At 66.2% G+C, this 18,971-nt stretch carries 15 protein-coding genes and 1 tRNA gene; 10 read left to right on the top strand and 6 right to left on the bottom strand.

Features of this window, described 5'->3' with window-relative positions; translation table 11 throughout:
- The 4 genes from GY769_23710 to GY769_23695 form a co-directional block, all read left to right on the top strand.
- A partial coding sequence (locus GY769_23710; GenBank protein MCP4204926.1) for a PAS domain-containing protein occupies nucleotides 1-3,808 on the top strand: 3,808 nt, incomplete at its 5' end.
- Nucleotides 3,809-3,897: 89 nt separating this feature from the next.
- Nucleotides 3,898-6,447 (top strand): DUF5117 domain-containing protein, encoded by a 2,550-nt coding sequence (locus GY769_23705; protein MCP4204925.1) that lies wholly within the window; start codon nucleotides 3,898-3,900, stop codon nucleotides 6,445-6,447.
- Nucleotides 6,444-8,465: an oligopeptide transporter, OPT family gene (locus GY769_23700; GenBank protein MCP4204924.1), complete on the top strand. Its 2,022-nt coding sequence runs from the start codon at nucleotides 6,444-6,446 to the stop codon at nucleotides 8,463-8,465. Before GY769_23705 ends, GY769_23700 begins: the two co-directional genes overlap by 4 nt.
- 19 nt (nucleotides 8,466-8,484) lie before the next feature.
- Nucleotides 8,485-9,372, top strand: a complete 888-nt coding sequence (locus GY769_23695) for a glutaminyl-peptide cyclotransferase (GenBank protein ID MCP4204923.1) — start codon at nucleotides 8,485-8,487, stop codon at nucleotides 9,370-9,372.
- Between the two features lie 57 nt (nucleotides 9,373-9,429).
- Here GY769_23695 and GY769_23690 read toward each other — a convergent pair whose 3' ends face one another.
- Complete coding sequence (locus tag GY769_23690) at nucleotides 9,430-9,699, bottom strand: hypothetical protein (GenBank protein MCP4204922.1); 270 nt, start codon at nucleotides 9,697-9,699, stop codon at nucleotides 9,430-9,432.
- Nucleotides 9,700-9,769: 70 nt separating this feature from the next.
- Between GY769_23690 and GY769_23685 the strand changes: the two genes are divergently transcribed.
- From GY769_23685 to ald, 3 genes are all read left to right on the top strand, one after another.
- Nucleotides 9,770-9,845 (top strand) — tRNA-Gly (locus tag GY769_23685).
- 95 nt (nucleotides 9,846-9,940) lie between these two features.
- Nucleotides 9,941-10,327, top strand: a complete 387-nt coding sequence (locus GY769_23680; protein MCP4204921.1) for a polymer-forming cytoskeletal protein — start codon at nucleotides 9,941-9,943, stop codon at nucleotides 10,325-10,327.
- Nucleotides 10,328-10,330: 3 nt separating this feature from the next.
- Nucleotides 10,331-11,443 carry an alanine dehydrogenase gene (gene ald, locus GY769_23675; GenBank protein ID MCP4204920.1) on the top strand — a complete coding sequence of 371 codons (1,113 nt, stop codon included), beginning with the start codon at nucleotides 10,331-10,333 and terminating at the stop codon, nucleotides 11,441-11,443.
- Nucleotides 11,444-11,521: 78 nt separating this feature from the next.
- Here ald and GY769_23670 read toward each other — a convergent pair whose 3' ends face one another.
- Genes GY769_23670 through GY769_23650 form a run of 5 tightly spaced genes read right to left on the bottom strand, consistent with a single transcriptional unit; the run spans nucleotide 11,522 to nucleotide 16,074 of the window.
- Nucleotides 11,522-12,487, bottom strand: a complete 966-nt coding sequence (locus tag GY769_23670) for an RluA family pseudouridine synthase (protein ID MCP4204919.1) — start codon at nucleotides 12,485-12,487, stop codon at nucleotides 11,522-11,524.
- Complete coding sequence (gene lspA, locus GY769_23665; GenBank protein MCP4204918.1) at nucleotides 12,477-13,001, bottom strand: signal peptidase II; 525 nt, start codon at nucleotides 12,999-13,001, stop codon at nucleotides 12,477-12,479. Before lspA ends, GY769_23670 begins: the two co-directional genes overlap by 11 nt.
- The gene (locus tag GY769_23660) at nucleotides 12,994-13,662 is read right to left on the bottom strand and encodes a thiamine phosphate synthase (protein MCP4204917.1); all 669 of its coding nucleotides are present in this window, start codon (nucleotides 13,660-13,662) and stop codon (nucleotides 12,994-12,996) included. Before GY769_23660 ends, lspA begins: the two co-directional genes overlap by 8 nt.
- A complete protein-coding gene (locus tag GY769_23655; protein MCP4204916.1) occupies nucleotides 13,659-13,907 on the bottom strand; it encodes a hypothetical protein in 249 nt (82 codons plus the stop codon). The genes GY769_23660 and GY769_23655 overlap by 4 nt, the downstream gene beginning before the upstream one ends.
- A gap of 58 nt (nucleotides 13,908-13,965) precedes the next feature.
- On the bottom strand, nucleotides 13,966-16,074 hold the full coding sequence (locus GY769_23650; GenBank protein ID MCP4204915.1) for a hypothetical protein: 2,109 nt from the start codon (nucleotides 16,072-16,074) through the stop codon (nucleotides 13,966-13,968).
- A 209-nt stretch (nucleotides 16,075-16,283) separates the two neighbouring features.
- Here GY769_23650 and GY769_23645 point away from each other — a divergent pair, with 209 nt between their 5' ends.
- The 3 genes from GY769_23645 to GY769_23635 form a co-directional block, all read left to right on the top strand.
- Nucleotides 16,284-17,174: a cyclic nucleotide-binding domain-containing protein gene (locus GY769_23645; protein ID MCP4204914.1), complete on the top strand. Its 891-nt coding sequence runs from the start codon at nucleotides 16,284-16,286 to the stop codon at nucleotides 17,172-17,174.
- The gene (gene def, locus GY769_23640) at nucleotides 17,171-17,689 is read left to right on the top strand and encodes a peptide deformylase (GenBank protein MCP4204913.1); all 519 of its coding nucleotides are present in this window, start codon (nucleotides 17,171-17,173) and stop codon (nucleotides 17,687-17,689) included. The genes GY769_23645 and def overlap by 4 nt, the downstream gene beginning before the upstream one ends.
- 10 nt (nucleotides 17,690-17,699) lie before the next feature.
- Nucleotides 17,700-18,971, top strand: a 1,272-nt coding sequence (locus tag GY769_23635; protein MCP4204912.1) for a cysteine--tRNA ligase, incomplete at its 3' end; no start/stop codon positions are given.

The raw sequence follows: 18,971 nt of genomic DNA, 5'->3' as shown, positions 1-18,971 counted from the left end.
GTTGGTCGGGGCCGCGCTCGTCCTGCTCGCGCTCGCCCTGGGTGTCGTCGATATGAGTCGGGAGCGCGCGGATTCGGCGGCGTCTCGAAGCCCGGCCGGAGTGTCAGAGAATCTGTTGGCCGAGCTCGACGCGGAGGCCGAAGGGCTGGCGGCGATCCTCGGACCGGTCGGTCTCGGTAGACAGGAGCGTCTGGCGGCCTTCCGCACGCTCGAAGAACGCGCGGCCCATTCCGGGCGTCCTCAATGGAGCTGGCTTTTGACCGATCCGGACGGACTGGCCGTCGCCTGGTCCGGCCGTGGTCTAGTCCACGAGTTCGACCCGGCCGATCTGCCGGTGACGGGACGGATCAAGCGTGCCGGGTACACCGCGGTGACCTGGGCTGCGGTGAGGCCGGTGGAAGCAGGTCCGAATCCCTGGCGGTTGGTGGTCGGAACGAGCCTCGAGATGGGAGAGGCCGGGGTCGATCGCGCCGCCGAAGACGGTCGGCTCCAAGCCTGGCAGGCCGTGTTGGTCGGGGCCGCGCTCGTCCTGCTCGCGTTGTTTGCACTGGGAGGCGTTCGGGGCTTCCCGAGCGGCGAGGGGATGGAACGCAATCGTCGAGCGGTTCTGTTGTTCGCAGGCGCCGTCGTTGCACTGGGCGCCGCCTTGGCTCTGCCGCTCGAGGTGCAAGCGGCGGTGATGTTGTCGCTCGCGCTTCTGTTCCTGGTTAGCCCGAGATTGCGTCCACGCTCGTCGAGGGCATGTGTGACCCAGGGCATTCTCAGTGTCGTCGTGCTCCTCCTGTCGGCTGTCCTTTTGCAGCGGCGACTCGGCCCGCTCGACCTGGGGAGCCGGTTCGTAGGCGACTGGCCTGAGTTCTCGGTGCGACTGGCGTTGTTCCTTGTCGCCCTGGCACTGCTGCCGGCAAGAGAACGGGGTGTCGACGAGCAGTCATCCGCTTCTCGCTGGGCCGTGGCCGGCTTCGGAGCTCTCCTGGCCGGGGCGGCCGTGCACTCCTTTCCGATAGCGGGCACCTTGCTCCTGGCGCTCGGGGCGATCGCCGCCAGCCTGGCAATTCGCAGAGGTGTCGTTTTCGATGTCCGGCGAGTGCTTTTTGCCGGCTTGGTCGCGGCTCTGTCCTGGGAGATCGCTTTTCACACTTCGGTCGACCGCTTGCTCGAAGCCGCCGTCCGTGTGGATCTGGCGCCGCCCAGCCAGGGAGAGCTTGACCAGGAGTCGAGTGATCTCGAGTCGTTCTTCGAGCAGTCTGCCTGGGACGGCTTCGTCGATCCGACCGGCGAGCTGGATGTGCAAGATCTGGCGTTCGCAATCTGGCGGGAGTCGCCACTGGCCGAGCGTCGCGGTCTCTCCAGCGTGGCGGTCGAGTACGACCTGGAGCCGGTGTCGGTGTTCTCGTTCGGTCTTCCGATGTCCGAGGAAGGCACGCTCGGCGACGCCGGTGGGCTCCGTGAGCCGTTGAGTATGCCGGGATGGGAGGAGGCCCTGATTCAAGGAGCCGCGCCGGTGCGCTTCGGTGCTGGATCCGAAGGGCTGGCTCGGTACTACTTCCTGCCGGGCCCCGGGTTTCGGAGGCCCTCGGCCAGACCCGGCGGGCTGGCGGCCGGCCTGTTGCGCGGGGATCCCCAATTGGCCGTCATTCGACAGCAGCTGCCTGGCGGTGTAGACCTGGGCTTCTACGAATCCGACGGGCGGGTGCGAGTGGCTCCGTGGAAGGGTGCCGGCAATCTCGAGTTCGCTGCCGACGGATCACCTCCGCGAAGGCTCGAGACCGCCGGCGCGCAGGTTACGGTGTTCGCCCAGCGCTCCGAGGATGGCTGGCGCGCGGTTTTCCTGCCTATACCTTCGCTCTTGAGCGGTTTCGAGCGCATCGCCACCCATGCTCTCAGTCCGCTCCTCGTGGTCTTTCTGGCGGTACTTGTTGGGATCTCGTTGCGCGCGAGATTCGGCGAGCTTCGGACACTGGCCAGGGAGTCCTGGAACTCCTACTCGCGGCGGATGCTGATCTTCGCGACCGGATTGCTCGTGGTGCCGGTTCTTCTGCTGAGTGGATTCGTGTTCCGCTTGGTGGGCGAGCGAGTTCTCGATCAGCAGCTCGCGGCGGGGGAGGCCGCGCTCGAGTCGGCGCAGCGAATCCTGGGCGACTACGTTCTGGCCCTGGATCCGGGCTTCGGGATCGAGACCACGCTCGATGACGAGCTTTTGATCTGGCTCTCGGATGCGGTTCATCATGAGGTCAACCTCTACTGGGGAAGCCAGCTCTATGCCTCCAGTAAACGGGAGCTTTTCTCCGCCGGCATCCTGCCGGCACGAATCCCCGGAGAGATCTACTCGCGCTTGGCCCTGGGCGGGTCGGGTCTGGCTTCGCGAACCAGCCGAGCGCAGGGATCCGAGTACCGCGAGTTCTACGCCCCTCTGACGGTTCCCGGCGTGCCCGCGGACGCGATTCAGCTCTTCCTGTCGATGCCGTTGCTGGCGCAGGAGGAAGAGGCCGCGATGGACATCGCCACGATGCGCCGGCGGGTCCTGATCGTCGCCATCGCGACCGCCTTGCTACTGCTCGCGTTCGGCCGGCGTTTCATGCGCACCTTCACCGAGCCGATCATGGAGATCGTCCAGGGAACGCAGCGAATCGCGCAGGGCGCTCCCGAGCTGGGCTACGAACCGAAGGATCGTGAGTTGGCGAGCCTGGGTGAGGCCATCGATCGGATGGCCGTGAAGATCTCGGACGCGCGGGTGAGTCTGCTACGCGAGAAGGAGGTCGTCGATCGGATCGTCGACAACATCACCGCCGGCGTGGTGTCGGTGGATCGCGACGGCAACGTGCTGCTGCTGAACCGAACCGCGCACCAGCTTCTGGGACTGAGCGTCGGGGATCCACTGATCGCCGCGCTCGAAGATCGGGAGGAGCTGGTCAGCGTCGCCGGCTTTGTTCGGGAGTCCCGGCGAGAGCTGCGCCAGGCCACGGTTCAACTCGGGCGGGACCGCGATCAGGACGGGCAGTGGTCCCTGGTATGGGTGCCCATCGAAAGCGCGGGTGAGCCGACCGCGCTCTTCGTGATAGAGGACGTGACCGAAGTGCTGCGCGCGCAGCGGCTCGAGGCCTGGGCGGAGATGGCTCGGATCATCGCCCATGAGGTCAAGAACCCACTGACACCGATTCGTCTCTCCACGGAGCATCTCCGGGAGATCTATCGCAGCCGGCCGGAGGAGTTGGAGGACGTCTTCGAGCGCTGCACTTCGAACATCCTGGAGCAGGTGGATGAGCTTGGCCACATTGCCTCCGATTTCTCTACCTACAGCCGAATACCGGAGATCAAGCGAGAGCCCGGTGATGTTGCGCAAGAGGTCCGAAAACTCGTCGAGAGCTACCGCTCGGCGCAGCCCCCTGGGGTCGAGGTGAGCCTCGAGGTCGGGGAGGGCGTCACCAAGGCGGAGTTCGATGCCCGGTTGGTGAACCGGGCGATCCGGAACCTGATCGAGAACGCCATTCGGGCGTCCGGAGGCGGCGGCCAGGTCAAGATCACGGTGTCCTCGAGCGCGTCGGATTCCGGCAAGCCGTATGTCGAGGTGAAGGTCGAGGACGACGGCCCGGGAGTCGAGGCGGCGCTTCTACCGCGGATCTTCGACCCCTACTTCTCGACCGAAGAGCAGGGCACCGGACTGGGGCTGGCGATCGCGCGCAGAATCGCCGAAGAGCACGAGGGCGCGATCCACGCCTGCAATCGTGCTCAGGGAGGGCTGGCGGTGACCTTCCGACTTTCCACCAAAGCCACCGAATCCGCGAACGAGACACCGGTAACCTCTTGAGGCCGGCTGCTCGAAGGCCTGCGGTAGGATCGCCCGGTTCGTTCGAATCGGCCCACCGGCCAGACCAAGAAGAGGGAGATCCATTGCAGTTGAAGTGGCTCCGAACAGGAACTGCGGCAGAGACCGTGGGTGCCCTGGCGGCACTGGCGCCGATAGCCGCGCTGGCGGCGGCATTGGGCTGCGCGAGCGTGGGCACCACCGGCGGGCCGGCCGGAACCGAATCAGCCGCTGCCTTCGCGAAGCGGCTCGCCGCCACCGAAGCCCGGGAGGGCCTGCTGACATTTCACCTCGACCGCAAAGAGGGCAAGGTCTGGCTCGAGCTACCGGCGCCCGGGGAGTCCACAGAGGACACCGGGGCCGAGGGCGTGATCGGAGAGTACCTGTACGTCGAAGGTCTCCTGACCGGCCTCGGCTCGAATCCGATCGGCCTGGACCGGGGGCAGCTGGGTCCCAGCCGTCTGGTGGTTCTTCGGCGGCTGGGCAACCGGCTCCTGGTCGAAGAACCCAACCTCGGCTTCCGGGCCCTGTCGAACGACGAGCGCGAGCGCAGGGCGACTCGCCAGTCGTTCGCCAACTCGGTCTTGTGGGCCGGAAAGATCGAAGAGGAAGCGCCGGACGGCAGGAGCCTGGTTGACTTCACGTCTTTTCTGGTACGTGACGCTCACGGTGTCACACGTCAGCTCGAGCGGGCCGATCAAGGCGAGTATCGCCTGGACACCGAGCGCAGCGCGGTCGACTTTTCGGCCTGCCTGGCGTTCCCCGACAACCTGGAATTCGAGGCCCTGCTCACCTTCGTCTCCGAGTCTCCCGGTCCGCTGGTATCTCGAACGGTTCCAATCGGGGAGGCCTTCGGACTGGTTCAGCACCATTCCCTGATCCGGCTTCCTGACGACGGCTACCGTCCGCGCGAGTTCGATCCGCGCGCCGGCTCCTTCGCGATCTCCTTCCAGGACTATGCCGCGCCACTGGATGAGTCGATCGAGAAACGGTGGATCGTGCGGCACCGCCTGAGCCTCGGTGGTCCAGACTCCGAACTGGTCTACTACGTCGACTCGGGGGCTCCCGAGCCGGTGCGCAGCGCCTTGATCGAAGGCGCTTCCTGGTGGGAGCGGGCATTCGAGGCCGCGGGATTCCCGGGCGCCTACCGGGTGGAGCTACTCCCCGACGGAGTCCATCCGCTCGACGTTCGCTACAACGTGATTCAGTGGGTGCATCGCTCGACCCGTGGCTGGTCGTACGGCGGTGGCGTGGTCGATCCCCGCAGTGGCGAGATGATCAAGGGCCATGTCAGCCTGGGCTCACTTCGAGTGCGACAGGACCGGCTGATCTTCGAAGGACTTCTGGGCACGGAGAAGACCGGGAGCGGCGATCCGGACGATCCCATCGAGCTGGCTCTTGCCCGCATCCGCCAGCTCTCCGCCCACGAGGTCGGGCACACTCTCGGTTTCGCCCACAATTTCGCCGCCAGCACCTATGGACGCGCCTCGGTGATGGACTACCCGGCACCCTGGGTGCGACCGACCGCCGACGGCGAGTTGGACGTGAGCGCGGCCTACGCGGTCGGCGCCGGCGCCTGGGACGTGCATAGTACGCGCTACGCATACACGGAATTTGGGGACGCCGAAAGCGAGGCGATCGGTCTGGACACCATCGTCAGAGAGAGCCTGGACAGGGGGCTCCTTTTTCTCAGCGACGAGGCCGCCCGGCCGCCGGGTGCCGCCCAGCCGATCGCCAGCCTCTGGGACAACGGCACCGATGCCGCGCAACAGCTCGCCGAAGAGCTCGAGGTGCGCCGCGTCGCTTTGAAGAACTTCGGCGCCGGCAACATCGCCGAGGGCTCGCCGCTCGGCTTGCTCGAGGAGGTCCTGGCCACGGTGTACTTCCGGCACCGCTACCAGCTCGAGGCGGCGGTCAAGATGGTCGGCGGCCTCGACTATTCCTATGCGCTGAGGGGTGACGGTGAGCACGGAGTCGAGCCGCTTCCGGCCGCGGACCAGCGCCGGGCACTGGAGGTGGTTCTGTCGGCCTTGTCGATCGAAGCTCTCGATCTGCCCGAGACGATTCTCGGGCTGCTGGCGCCGCGGCCCTTTGGCTACGGCGACAACCGCGAGCTGTTCGAGCACCGGACCGCTCCAGCCTTCGATGCAATTGGCGCCGCCGAAACGGCCGCCGATCTGGTCGTTCAGGCTCTGCTGCAGCCCGAGCGCGCCGCTCGTCTGGTGGATCTCAACCGCCGGGCAAGCGATCTACCGGGATTCGACGAAGTCCTCGATCGGCTGTTCGAGGCCGCTTTCGACGCTGGCCCTGACGAAAGCTCCCGCGAGGTCGAGATCCGACGGGCGACTCGGGGCGTGGTCGTGCGTGGGTTGATCGATCTGGCGTCCGACGCCGGCGCCGCGCCCTCGGTTCGTGCCCAAGCCGAGTCGAGTCTGCGTCGTATCCGCGACAATGTGAAACCCGCGGCTGGAGCCCATGCGGCCTGGCTCGAGTCGACGGCCTCGCGGTTCCTCGACCGGACCTCGATCGATGACTCGGAGCAGACCAGCCCGCCCGAGATTCCGCCCGGGTCTCCAATCGGGATCACGCCGCATAACTCCGCCTTTGCGTTGCAAGACTGTTCGATGGGAGGCCCGAGATGAGCGATTCGAGTCATACGAGTCACGCGAGCCAGGCGAGCCGAGCGAGCAAGGGCCTTAGCGTCAAGGCCTACAAGCCGCTGGGTCCAGATGAGAGTTACGATCCGTTTGTTCCGGCGGTCGAGACTCCGTCGGAGTTCACTGGCAAGGCGATCGTCGCCGGCATCCTCTTCGGGATCGTTTTCGGCGCCGCGAACGCCTATCTGGGCTTGCGCGTGGGGCTGACCATTTCGACGTCCATCCCGGTGGCCGTGATCACGGTTGCGGCTTTTCGCCTGCTCAAAGGCGTCGGCATCCAGGGGTCGATTCTCGAGGCCAATCTCTCGCAGACCGTAGGCTCTGCTTCGAGCTCGGTCGCCAGCGGAGTCATCTTCACCCTGCCGGCGCTCTTCCTCTGGGGCCTGGCCCCGTCTCTCTTGCAGATGACGCTGCTGGCGATGTGCGGCGGCCTGCTGGGAGTCTTGTTCATGGTGCCGCTGCGCCAGTTCCTGATTCAGCGCGAGCACGGCAACTTGCCGTACCCCGAGGGCACGGCCTGTGCCGAGGTGCTGGTCGCGAGCGAGGCTGGCGGCAGCCGCGCCCATGACGTCTTCAAGGGCCTGGCCGTGGGTGCGGCGTTCAAGGCGCTCGTTGGCTGGGCCAAGGCCCTGCCCAGTTCGGTGCACTTCCACGTTCCCTTCCTGCGCAAGGGCGAGCTGGGTTTCGAGGTGTCGGCGGCGCTCTTCGGCGTCGGCTATATCCTGGGGCCCCGGATCGCGGCGGTCATGGTCGGGGGCGGACTCCTGTCCTGGCTGGTGATCATCCCCGCCATCGACTGGTGGGGAGCCAGCCTGACCGCGCCGTTCTATCCAGAGACCGAGCTCATCATTCGCGAGATGACTCCGCGGCTCATCTGGACTCGCTACGTGCGCTATATCGGAGCCGGGGCGGTCGCGACCGGCGGTTTGATCACCCTGCTGCGAAGCCTGCCCATGATGATCGAGAGCTTCAAGATCGGCAGCCGGCAGATGCGCGAGCGCCTGGCCGCAAGGGGCCTGGAGATTCCCAGAACCGCGCAAGACCTGCCGCTTCGGGTGATCGGCATCGGCGCCGGGGCCATCGCTCTGGTTCTCGCCCTCGTGCCGGCGGTGTTCTCGTCGCTGCCGAGCTTCCTGCCGCGGGCCGTGGCCGCGATATTGGTCGTCATCGCGGCCTTCTTCTTCGTGACGGTGTCGTCGCGCATCGTCGGACTTGTCGGAGTCACGTCGAATCCGACCAGCGGCATGACGATCGCGACTCTTCTCGCGACCTCGGGCGTCTTCTTGATCATGGACTGGACCGGAGACGCGGGCAAGGCCGGGGCGCTCACCGTCGGCTGCGTGGTGGCGATCGCCGCCTCGATCGCCGGCGATACCTCGCAGGATCTCAAGACCGGATTTCTGCTCGGCGCGACGCCGCGGCGCCAGCAGACGGGCGAGCTGATCGGCGTCTTGACCTCGGCCGTATTCGTCTGCCTCGCGGTAATCCTGCTGGATCGAGCCTACGGCTTCGGAACCACCGAGCTGCCGGCGCCACAGGCCACCCTGATGAGCCTGGTGATCGAGGGCGTTCTGCAAAGCTCCCTGCCCTGGGGGTTGGTCGGCATCGGAGTGGGGATCGCGCTCGTTGCCGAGGCCTTCAAGATTCCCAGCCTGCCGTTCGCGGTCGGGGTCTACCTGCCGGTCTCGACCATGGTGCCGCTGTTCTTCGGTGGCTTGCTCCGGTGGCGCGCCGAAGGCAGCGCGTCGAGCGAAGCCGAGGCGTCGTCCAGAAGGGAGCGCGGCATTCTCTTCGGATCCGGTCTGGTGGGCGGAGAAGGCCTGCTGGGCGTCGCCATCGCGGCGGTGGCTTTCACACGCGGCTCGCCTCCCGCCGGAATCGGTTTCGAGTGGGCCGGCGCCGCGGCGCCCTGGCTGGCGACCGCTGCCATGGTCGCTCTCGGCTATTACCTCTGGCGCGTGGCGAACGCCGGGTCGTTGGATGACGGCGGGGAAGACGCCTAGAGGGTTGCGGGGAGGCCCCTTGACTCGCTGGCTCTGGTTGCTGCCGGTGGCGGTGGCGTTGGCGGTCTGGTTCGGGACTTCCGGAAATCTGGCGAGACCGACGCCCGGCGCCGGGACTCCGGTTGCTGCCACGGTTCGGGATCCGGAGTCGACCCCGGCTCGGGGCGCCTCGGGAGAAGGGCCCGCGAGCGCGGCGACGGCTCCAGCCAGGCTGCGGGTCTCGGTGGTGGCTCGGTACGCGCACGATCCCGGCGCCTTCACCCAGGGGCTGCTCTGGCATGGAGGCAAGCTCTACGAATCGACCGGACAATACGGTGAGTCGCGCTTGCGCCGCTGGGATCTCGAGAGCGGAGAGGTCGAACAGGAGATCTCGCTGGAGCCGAGCCTGTTCGGCGAGGGATTGGCGCTCGTCGATTCCGATTCCGGACGCGAGTTGATCTGGTTGACCTGGAAGGCGGGGCGCGCCCTTCGCTTCGACCTCGGCGATTTCGCCAGTCTCGGAGAATTCTCCTACGAAAGCGAGGGCTGGGGACTGACGCTCTGCCACGGCGAGCTCTACCGCAGCGACGGGACCGCGACGCTCTGGCGGCACGACCCGGAGACATTCGCGGTCCGCGGCCGGTTTCAAGTGTTGCTCGAGGGAGTCCCTGTCGAGCTTCTGAATGAGCTCGAGTGCACGCCACGGGGGATCCTGGCCAACGTCCTGTACCGCGACCAGATTCTGCGCATCGACCCGCGCTCCGGTCGGGTGACCGCGACCATCGACGCCGGCGGTCTGCGGGCGCCGGGGGGGCGGGTTGCCTTTGAGGTCCTCAACGGCATCGCCTACCGGCCCGAGACCGACACCGTGCTCCTGACCGGCAAGTACTGGCCCTGGCTCTTCGAGGTCGTTCTCGAAAAGGGGTAGTCGTCGAGACGGTGCTCGACCGCTACAGCAGTCCATCCCCTGATAGCGCTGGTTCGCTCAGCCGACGGGGGCTTCGATCTTGAGCATTCGGGCCCAGGCCTGGCGGAGGTTGTCCGGCAGATCCAGGTCCGGGAACAGCTCGCGTACTTCTTCGCGGGTGACGTAGCCCCAGATGTCGTCCCACTGGGCGTAGCGAAGCATGTGGGAGATCGCCCAGCACTTCTGCTCGCGGTCCGAGCCGCTCAGGATCGCTTCCAGCTCGGCCGCCGAGACTTCGCGATCCGGGAAGAAGTACGGTGTGCCCGGTCGATCGCTCGAACCACTCATACCGCGAAAGTATAACTCACGGTCCGCTTGACGCCCGAGAGAGGCTAAGCTAAGTTCGCTCGAGCTTCGGGCGGGCATAACTCAGTTGGTAGAGTGCAAGCTTCCCAAGCTTGATGTCGCGGGTTCGAGTCCCGTTGCCCGCTCCAATAAAATCGCACGGTTTCGACCCGAGGACGCGGCTTGGAGCGCCTCCGCAAGACGCAAGGAAGAATCAATGTCCCTTTTCCGGAAAGAAGAAGAGATGGAATCAAATCAGCCTGCCGCGGCCATGCGGCCCAATCCGACACGTGCTTCCCAGCCCGAGGCTTCGGGCACCACTCAGGTCGCCAAGGGATCGAAGTTTCGCGGCGAGATTACCGGTAGTAGCGACCTGGTGATCGCCGGCGAGGTCGACGGCAAGCTGATCGTGAAGGGGACGGTCACGATTCAAGCCAGCGGTTACGTGAGCGGGGAGATCAAAGCGCGCACCGTCAAGGTGGGCGGCCGAGTCAAAGGCAACGTGGCCGGATCCGAGATGATCGAGATTCTCGGCCAGGGCAGCGTCCAGGGCGACGTCAAATCGCCTCGAGTCGTGATTGCCGACGGCGCCTTCTTCAAAGGCAAAGTGGAAATGGGCAGCGAGGCCTGATCGATGATCGTCGGGGTTCCCAAAGAGGTCAAAGACCACGAGTACCGGGTCGGCATGATCCCGGCCGGCGCGAAGGCGCTGACCATGGAGGGTCACAGGGTACTGATCGAGAAGGACGCAGGCGCCGGTAGCGGCATCCTCGATGAGGAGTACGAAGACGCGGGCGCGGAGATCGTCGCCGACGCTGATGCAGTCTGGGGCACGGCCGACATGGTCGTCAAGGTCAAGGAGCCCATCGCGGTCGAGTACTCGCGCATGCGCGAGGAGCAGGTTCTCTTCACCTATCTTCACCTGGCGCCGCTGCCCGAGCTCACCGACGCGCTCTTGGAGAAACGGGTCACCGGCATCGCCTACGAGACCATCACTGACCGCAACGGCTACCTGCCGCTGCTGACGCCGATGTCCGAAGTCGCGGGTCGGATGGCGGTTCTGGTGGGCGCCTACTATCTGCAGCGCCCCTACGGCGGTCGCGGGACCCTCCTTTCGGGCGTACCCGGCGTACCACCGGGCGACGTCGTCATCATCGGCGGCGGCATCGTGGGACTGAACGCGGCCAAGATCGCGCTCGGACTCGGCGCTAACGTCACCATTCTCGAGACCAGCATCGGGCGCATGCGGGAGCTGGACAACATCTTCCACGGCCGGGTCAACACGGTCGCAAGCAACCACCACAACCTGGTTTCGGGCATGCAGCGCGCGGACATTCTCGTCGGCGCGGTGCTGATCCCGGGAAGATCTGCGCCCAAGCTCGTGACCCGTGAGGACCTGCGTCACATGAAGCCCCGATCGGTGATCGTCGACGTCGCGGTCGACCAGGGGGGGTGCTTCGAGACCACGCGCCCAACGACGCATTCAGAACCGGTCTACGACGTCGACGGCGTCCTGCACTACTGCGTCGCCAACATGCCCGGAGCGGTCCCGCGGACCTCGACCTTTGCGCTGGTCAACGCGACCCTTCCATACACGCTGGCGCTGGCGGCCAAGGGCGTGCGCGAGGCGGTGGCGGAGAATCGGGGCCTCTACGAAGGTGTCAACACCTACGGCGGTCACATCACCTGCCAACCGGTCGCGGAGTCGCAGGATCGCCCCCACGAGTCTCTCGAGGCGTTGCTCTAAGACACGCATCGGAGATGCCCGAGTGGGTTGTAGCGGTCGACCACCGCTTGCCCTCGAGCGGAGCGAGGGATACCTCCACTAGGCTTGCGAGTGTCCTGGCACTTCCGCCCCGGTGGCCTCCGACCACAGCTCGGCCATGTCCGCGGCCAGCGGTGCCTCGAAGCGGCACGGCTGGTGGGAGAGTGGGTGACGGAACTCGAGCCGCCAGGCGTGAAGAGCCGGCCGCTCGAACTCCCTGAGCGGCCTCTGCCGCGCCCTCGGGAGGTCTTTCCAGCGCGCCTCGCCGTAGACCGGATCGCCGACGATCGGGTGCCGGATGTGCTTGAGATGGACCCGAATCTGGTGGGTACGACCGCTGACCGGAGCCAGCTCCAGAAAGGAGAGGCCTGCGGCGGAAGCCAGTACCCGATAGCCGGTTTCGGCCGGCCGCCCGGTGAGCAGTACGGTCATCTCCTTGCGTCGCTGCGGGTGGCGCGCGATCGGCGCGGTGATCGTGCCCTCTCCGTTCGGCGGAGTTCCGAAAACGATCGCCAGGTACTTCTTGCGGACCGCGCGCTCGGCAAAGGCTTCGGCGAGAGTCCGGTGGGCTTCCGCCGTGCGCGCAGCCACCAAGACGCCGCTGGTCCCGAGGTCGAGGCGATGCACGATACCGGGTCGGCCGGGTCCTCCGACCGCGGCCATCTCGGGATACGCGGCCAGTAGCCGGTTCGCCAGCGTCCCGGAGGATCTTCCAGCGCCCGTGTGGACCGCCAGCTCGGCCGGCTTGTCGAGGACGACGATGTGGTCGTCCTCGAACAGCACTTCGAGCGGTCCCTCCTCCGGCTCGACTCGACCGTCTTGGCTGGGAGCGCGCGGCTCACAGGAGATCCACTCGCCGCCCTCGAGCTTGAGACCCGGCTTGGCGTCCTTTTCGCCGAGAGCCACCAGCCCGTCCTGGATCCAGCGCGCCGCCTGGCTTCGGCTGGTCTTGTAGACCTTGGCGAGGTAGACGTCGAGCCGTTGCCCGGCTGCCGAGGGCGACGACTTCCAGCGATCAGCCTGCAACGGTCTCCTCGGGGCTCTCTTTCCCGGCACCGGGCCGAAATGAGTCCCACAGAATCAGCATGACTCCGATCGTAATCGCGCTGTCGGCGACGTTGAAGGTGTGCCAGTGATAGCTCTGGAAGTAGGCGTCGATGAAGTCCGTCACGCTGCCCGAGAGAAGGCGGTCGGTGAGGTTGCCGACCGCGCCGCCGACAATGAGAGTCAGCGCTACCAGAAGCAGGCGCTGACTGGAGTCGATGCGAACATAGTAGAAGGCCACGACACCGAGCGCGGCCACTCCCAGCGCACTCAAGAGCAGGGTGCGAACCGGGCTGTCGAAACCCGCAAAGAGACCGAAGGCGACACCGGGATTCTGGACGTGAGTGAGATTGAGGAACCCGGGGATGACCTCTAGCGGGCGGTGAAGCGCCAGGTTGGCTTCGATCCACCACTTCGTCCACTGGTCGAGCACGAAGACGGCCAGGGCGAGAAGCAGGTAGGTCTGCTTGCGAGAGCTCGGTCGTGTTTCAAGCATTGGGCACGGTCTCAGAATGCGCGGCGGGCGCGAATTGTCGCATAGCTACCTCGACCAGCTCGGTAGCTTCCTCCGGCCGATCGAACATCCGGATGGCGGCCGCTCCCCAGGCACCGGCCGAGGCTACCTCGGCGAGGCGCTCCCGGTCGATCCCACCGATTGCCAGCACCGGGATTCCGACGGCGCAGGCCTGGGCGAGCTCGGCGAGGCCTCGAGGAGGTCCGAATCGGAGCTTTTCGGGCGTCGAATAGACCGGGCCGAAGACCACGTAGTCGGCGCCGTCGCGCGCGGCCTCGGCCACCTCGCCCGGAGAATGGGTGGAGCGACCGATGAGGAAGTCCTCGCCGAAGGCCTTGCGCACGGCTCGGATCGGCAGGCCTCGAGCCGGCAGGTGGACCCCGGCCGCGCCGACGGCGGCGGCGATGTCGGGACGGCGGTTGACGAGCAGGCTGGTGGCCCCCGGCAGCTGATCCAGCTCATCCAGAGCAGCCAGCGCGGCCATCACAGAACTGCAGTGCTCGAAGATCGAACGATCAGAAGCGGTTCGGTCTCGAATCTGAATCCCGTCGACGCCGGCCCGCGCCAGCTGCGCCGCCCAGCGGCTCAACTCGCCTGTCGAGTCCAGGCCGCGGATCGCCATCAGGCGGGGGACTCGCTTCATCGCCGCGCCTGCCTCCTGGCCAGCCAATCCTCGAGATCGTGCGCTCCCCAGAGCAGATGAACGGCCCCGAGACCGCTGATCGCGCCCCGGAACAGCGGGTGCAAGTAGATCGCGTGCACGAGTGGCATCGGTAGCTGAAAGATCGTTCGGTCCCAGAGCGTGCTCCACGGCGCCAGCAACAGAAAAGCGCCGGCCTCGGCGCAATAAAACACGAACAGAGCCCGCCACAGAGTCCCAAAGCGCATCGACTGATTGTAGCCCGACCCGGAGGCAGAACGCTGGCACGGCCCCTGTGGCTTCGGCTCAGTTCTTCGAACGTGAGCGCGACCGTGATTTGCTGCCGCTGGCTCGGCTACCCGAGCTTCTGGACGGCGGCGAGGCCTTCTTCACGCTGCTGCTTCGCGAGCCGGAGCCGCGCGCCGACGAGCCCGAGCCGCGCGCCGGAGCCTTCGACGATCTCGCGCTGGAGCTTCGCGAGACGCTCTTCGACTTGCTCTGGCTCTGCTGCGATGAGCGGCTCGGCGGTTTGGCACTCGACGACTTGCCGCGAGAGTCCTTGGACGAGCCGCGCGTGGTCTCTCGATGCGCGCGGATTCTGTCCAGCACTCGCCGTGCCGGAGTGCTCTCCGTGGCGATGGGGCGATCTCTCGACTCGGTGCGTGACCCTTCGAGGCTGCGCACCCGGCTGCTCGATTGCGACGGCTCGCCGTCGTCTCGCGTTTCGGCCCGCGTTCGGGTCGGCGGTTGGGCCTCGCGGATCCTGGTGCCGGCCCTGGAGCCGGTCTCGGTCCGGGGAGTGACTCGCCGCCGGCTACTGGAACCGGTGCCGCTACGGTCGCGGTTCAGGCCCTCGATCCGCCGGGTTCCGCTGCTCGACCTCACGCCCGTATCGCGCTCGACCGAGACCGAGCGGGTCGTGAAGCGGCCCCGGTTGCTCTCTTCGGGGAGCGGTCGCAGGCGCTCGCGGGCCGAGGTCTCGCGTCCGAGCACCTTCGCCTTGTAGGCGTCCGCGAGCTCGCGCCGGGCGACGAAGTCGGTGACATCGGGCAGGCTCCGTGCGCCGCCGCGCGGGTCAATGCGTTTGACTAGCGTGTTCATGGCCTCGGTCGGTTTGCCCCAGCGATCGGGCCCCAGGCCCCGAGTGTCGGTGGTCACGATCCCTCGTGGCACCGCGAACCGGCGCTCGCGGGCCAGGTTGCGACCCGAGTTCCAGTAGCGGTCGTAGCCCCGGCGACCGAAGTAGCGGGTCGGGCAGAAGGTCCAATCGGCCCAGTAGCTCCAATCTCCGCCGGCCCAGCCGTAGACTCCGAACCGGAAGCCCGAGCGATAGTGCCGGTTGTAGTAGCCGAGGGGGATCCAGGCTACGTGGGTCGGACCCCAGTACCAGTAGACCCCGCCCGGCAGGTAGACGTTTCCGGGTAGCCATAGCCAGCCGTATCCGGGAACGTAGTCCCAGGAACCGTAGTGACTTGTGACCCAGCCCCAGGGGGCGCTGGCGACCCAGGTCAGCCCGCTCGGCGTATAGACCCAGCGGCCGTATCGGAACGGGCGCCAGTCGACACGAACGTAGGGCCGCCAGACGCGGCGCGACTCGACCACGATCCACTCGCCCGAGCCTCGAAGTGGAGCCGCGGCGTAGGCGAGCCTCGGGTCGACGTCGGCCGGCACGGATTCATAGGCCGCCCGGTCGAGGTCCCCGGCCCAGAGCTCGAGACCGTCGGCCGGTCCGGCCTCGACGACGTTCACGAAGGGGCGGCCGTAGCCGCTGATCTCGAGGGCTTCGCCTGCCCGCGCAATGCCTGAGCCCCTCTGGGTATCGGCTTCGGCGAATCCCTCGCGGACCACGACTTCGCTGAAGCTCGAGCTCTGTGCGGCGATTCGGTAGTTACCGGCGGCCGCCAGGTAGATCGTCGCGTTCGCGGTGCCGACGATCAGCTCCTCACCGCCGTAGAAGGTCTCGGGTGTTCGGATCTGGAGCTCACCTTCGTCAAGTGTCAGATAGCTGCTTGCCCCGATCTCGGCGTCCGGGGAATCCGGCGCCCCGGCGAGCGTCTCGAAGACCACGGTGGTTCCGCGACCGACTCGCACGATCGAGCCATCGGGCAGCACGACCTCGATCCGCCCCGAGTTGGTGGTGATCTGATCGCCGGTCAGGAGCGGGTGGTTGATCTCCGCCTCGACCGCGTCGTCGCCTTCGAGGCCTGCCAGGAGCGCGTCTCCCTCGACTCGGCTGACGAAACCGTAGGCGTCCGCCTCGGCATCGGTGGTGGTCGCGCCCAGCGGCGACGCGATCCAAGCCGCCAGGGCGAGAACCAGAAGAGTCAGGAGCATCGAGGTGCCGAGGCCTGACTCGACAGCCAGCACGACGCTTCGGCTCCGGCTCTTTTCGCTGTTGGGTTTGATCCTGGTCATGGTCCGCCCCCTCTCGGGTTCCGGCGCTTTTGTTGTTCTAGCGTAGCGCCGACCCTCAAAACTGCAAGGGTCGTACCAGGCAAGAAATCACTTGTCCGGCAGCGTATGGCAGGGGGTGAGGCTATAATCCATCGTCGATACCCAGCGTACCCGGGGGAGCGTCCTCTCCCTGAGACGCACGGCACTCACTCCACAGACAGGTACTCGGTTTGGCACTGAAAGACTGGCTCAACAGCATGACCTCGGCCGCCGGCAAGGCGAGCTCGCGATCGAGCGCCTCCGACGAAGATCTGAGCATCGATGACCTGATCACCCTCGAGCGTTACGACGAGGCGCTGGTCCGGCTCAAGAACCGGGTCTCCAAGAACAAGGGCGACTATCGCTCTAGAATCCGACTGGCTGACCTCTACCTGAAGACCTCGAAGCCGACCGAGGCGATCGAGGAGTACCTCTCGGTCGCCGACCGCTACACCGCCGAGGGTTTTTTCGACAAGGGCTACGCCCTGGTGGCGAAGCTGGCTCGGATGATCCCCCATGAGGAGAAGCTCCAGGCCAAGATGGCGGCGATTCAAAGGGCCAAGAAGCTCGAGCATCGGCGTCAGGTGATTGTCGGCGCCCTGGGGACCGTGGCCTGGGCTGTGGAAATCCGCCAGCATTGGTCCGACCTCATTCAGGGGCCGTTGGTCGAAGTGCTCTCTCGGGACCAGCTCAAGAGAGTCTTTCCGCTGTTTCAGATTCAGCGCCTGCAGGAAGGTGACGTTCTGGTCGAGCGGGGAGCGTCGAGAGAAACGCTCTTCGTGATTCTGACCGGTGAGCTGGCCGCCGAGGTGGAGCTCGCGACCGGCAACGCCACCGACCTGCGAACGTTTCGCGGCGGCGACCTGGTCGGTGAGCGCGCACTTCTCAAGCGCATGCCCTGGCCGGCGACCTATCGCGCCAAGGTGGCGACCAAGGTCCTCGGTCTCAGCCGCGAGGGTCTCGAGAAGTCCCTGCTCGGCGAAGAGGACCCGCGGGGCTTCCTCAATGCGCTCCGGATGCAAGAGCTCGACGCCGAGGTCGCCGACTCGGTGAGCAAGCTCAAAGCAGCCGAGACCTCATGAGCGTGCGCCCGATTCGCCTCTACCCGGACCCAGTCCTCCGAGTGGACTGCTCCGAGGTCACCGCCTTCGCTCAAGATCTGCGCAAGCTGGCAGAGGACATGGTCGAGACCATGCACGCCGCCATCGGCGTCGGCCTGGCCGCGCCCCAGATCGGAGTGGAGAAGCGCCTGGTCGTAGTCGATGCCACCGGCGGAGAGGATCCGGATGCCGAGCTGATCTTGGTCAACCCCGTGCTCAGCAACGAGACCGGCACCGATCATCTGGCCGAGGGCTGCCTTTCGATCCCCGGCTTTACCGAGAAAGTCGATCGGCCCCTCGAAGTCCACGTGCGCGCGCAGAATCTCGAGGGCGAGACGATCGAGTTCGACGCCGAAGATCTCCTCGCTCGCGTGATCTGCCACGAAATCGACCACCTGAACGGTGTCCTGTTCGTCGATCATCTGACGGGACTGCGGAAAGAGAAGGCCAAACGACACCTCCGCCGCCTGCGAGAGGAAGAGGCGCTGGTTCTTTGAGTAGTGACAGGTGAGAGCCGAGCGGCCGCGCCCCAGCTTCTACAACACCCTCGGTCGGCGGCTCGAGGCTCTGGAGACGGTCCGAGCCGACGAGGTCAGGCTCTACACCTGTGGCCCCACGGTGTACGACCATGCCCACATAGGCAACCTCAGGACGTTCGTCTACGAAGACATTCTGCGTCGCAGCCTGCGCTATCTGGGCTACGAAGTGCTTCAGGTGATGAACGTCACCGACGTCGACGACAAGACGATCGAGCGCGCGCGAGAACGGGGCCTCTCGCTCGAGGACTACACCCGGCCGTTCATCGAGTCCTTTTTCGAAGACCTCGAGACCCTCCACGTCGAGCCGGCCGAGTGCTATCCCAAGGCCACCGAGCACGTCGCCGAGATGATCTCGCTGGTCGAACGGCTGGTCGAGAAGGGCTACGCCTACGAGAGCGAGGGCTCGATCTTCTTCCGGATCTCGGAGGACGACGACTACGGGCGACTCTCCGGCTTCGACCTCGACCAGGTTCGCCCGGGGGAGCGGGTCGCGGACGACGAGTACAGCAAGGAGGACCCCCGGGATTTCGTCCTGTGGAAGGGCGCCAAGCCCGAGGAGCCCCACTGGGACTCGCCTTGGGGCCCGGGCCGGCCGGGCTGGCACCTCGAGTGCTCGGCCATGAGCATGAAGTACCTGGGCGAGACCTTCGACATTCATTGCGGTGGGGTGGACAACATCTTTCCTCATCACGAAAATGAGATCGCCCAAAGCGAATCGGCAACCGGCAAGCCGTTCGCCAATTACTGGCTGCATTCGGAGCACCTGATCGTCGACGGCGAGAAGATGTCGAAGTCGCTCGGGAACTTCTACACCTTGAAAGAACTGCTCGAGAAAGGCGCCGAGCCGCGGGCGCTTCGATACATGCTGCTCTCGGTGCACTATCGCAAGAAGCTCAACTTCACCTTCGCCGGCCTCGACGACGCGGCCGCCGCGCTGCGCCGGGTCGACCAGATGCGCTTCGCCCTCGAGCATGCGGTGGAGGGTGTAGCGGTCGCCGCGCAAGAGGATGTAGCGGCCGACGCCCCATCCCCGCCTGTCCTTCTGAGCGAAGCGACGAATCCCCCAGCGGTCGACCCCCGCTCGCCCTCGAGCGAAGCGAAGGGTGTCGACCGTCGACTCCCCGCCGCGATCGCCCGGCTCGACACCGACTTCGCCGCCGCGCTCGCCGACGACCTCAACGTCTCGAAGGCTCTGGCCTCGGTCTTCGACTTGGTGCGCGCGGTCAACAAGGCCATCGAG

It is taken from the genome of bacterium (genome assembly GCA_024224155.1).
GTDB lineage: Bacteria > Acidobacteriota > Thermoanaerobaculia > Multivoradales > JAHEKO01 > CALZIK01.
This window is presented reverse-complemented; position numbering and strand designations above follow the sequence as displayed.

Coding starts and splice junctions, on each gene's coding strand:
- GY769_23655 (MCP4204916.1), bottom strand. CDS start 13,907: ATGCGCTTTGGGACTCTGTGGCGGGCTCTGTTCGTGTTTTATTGCGCC.
- lspA (MCP4204918.1), bottom strand. CDS start 13,001: ATGCTTGAAACACGACCGAGCTCTCGCAAGCAGACCTACCTGCTTCTC.
- GY769_23650 (MCP4204915.1), bottom strand. CDS start 16,074: ATGACCAGGATCAAACCCAACAGCGAAAAGAGCCGGAGCCGAAGCGTC.
- GY769_23680 (MCP4204921.1), top strand. CDS start 9,941: ATGGAATCAAATCAGCCTGCCGCGGCCATGCGGCCCAATCCGACACGT.
- ald (MCP4204920.1), top strand. CDS start 10,331: ATGATCGTCGGGGTTCCCAAAGAGGTCAAAGACCACGAGTACCGGGTC.
- GY769_23700 (MCP4204924.1), top strand. CDS start 6,444: ATGAGCGATTCGAGTCATACGAGTCACGCGAGCCAGGCGAGCCGAGCG.
- GY769_23690 (MCP4204922.1), bottom strand. CDS start 9,699: ATGAGTGGTTCGAGCGATCGACCGGGCACACCGTACTTCTTCCCGGAT.
- GY769_23660 (MCP4204917.1), bottom strand. CDS start 13,662: ATGAAGCGAGTCCCCCGCCTGATGGCGATCCGCGGCCTGGACTCGACA.
- def (MCP4204913.1), top strand. CDS start 17,171: ATGAGCGTGCGCCCGATTCGCCTCTACCCGGACCCAGTCCTCCGAGTG.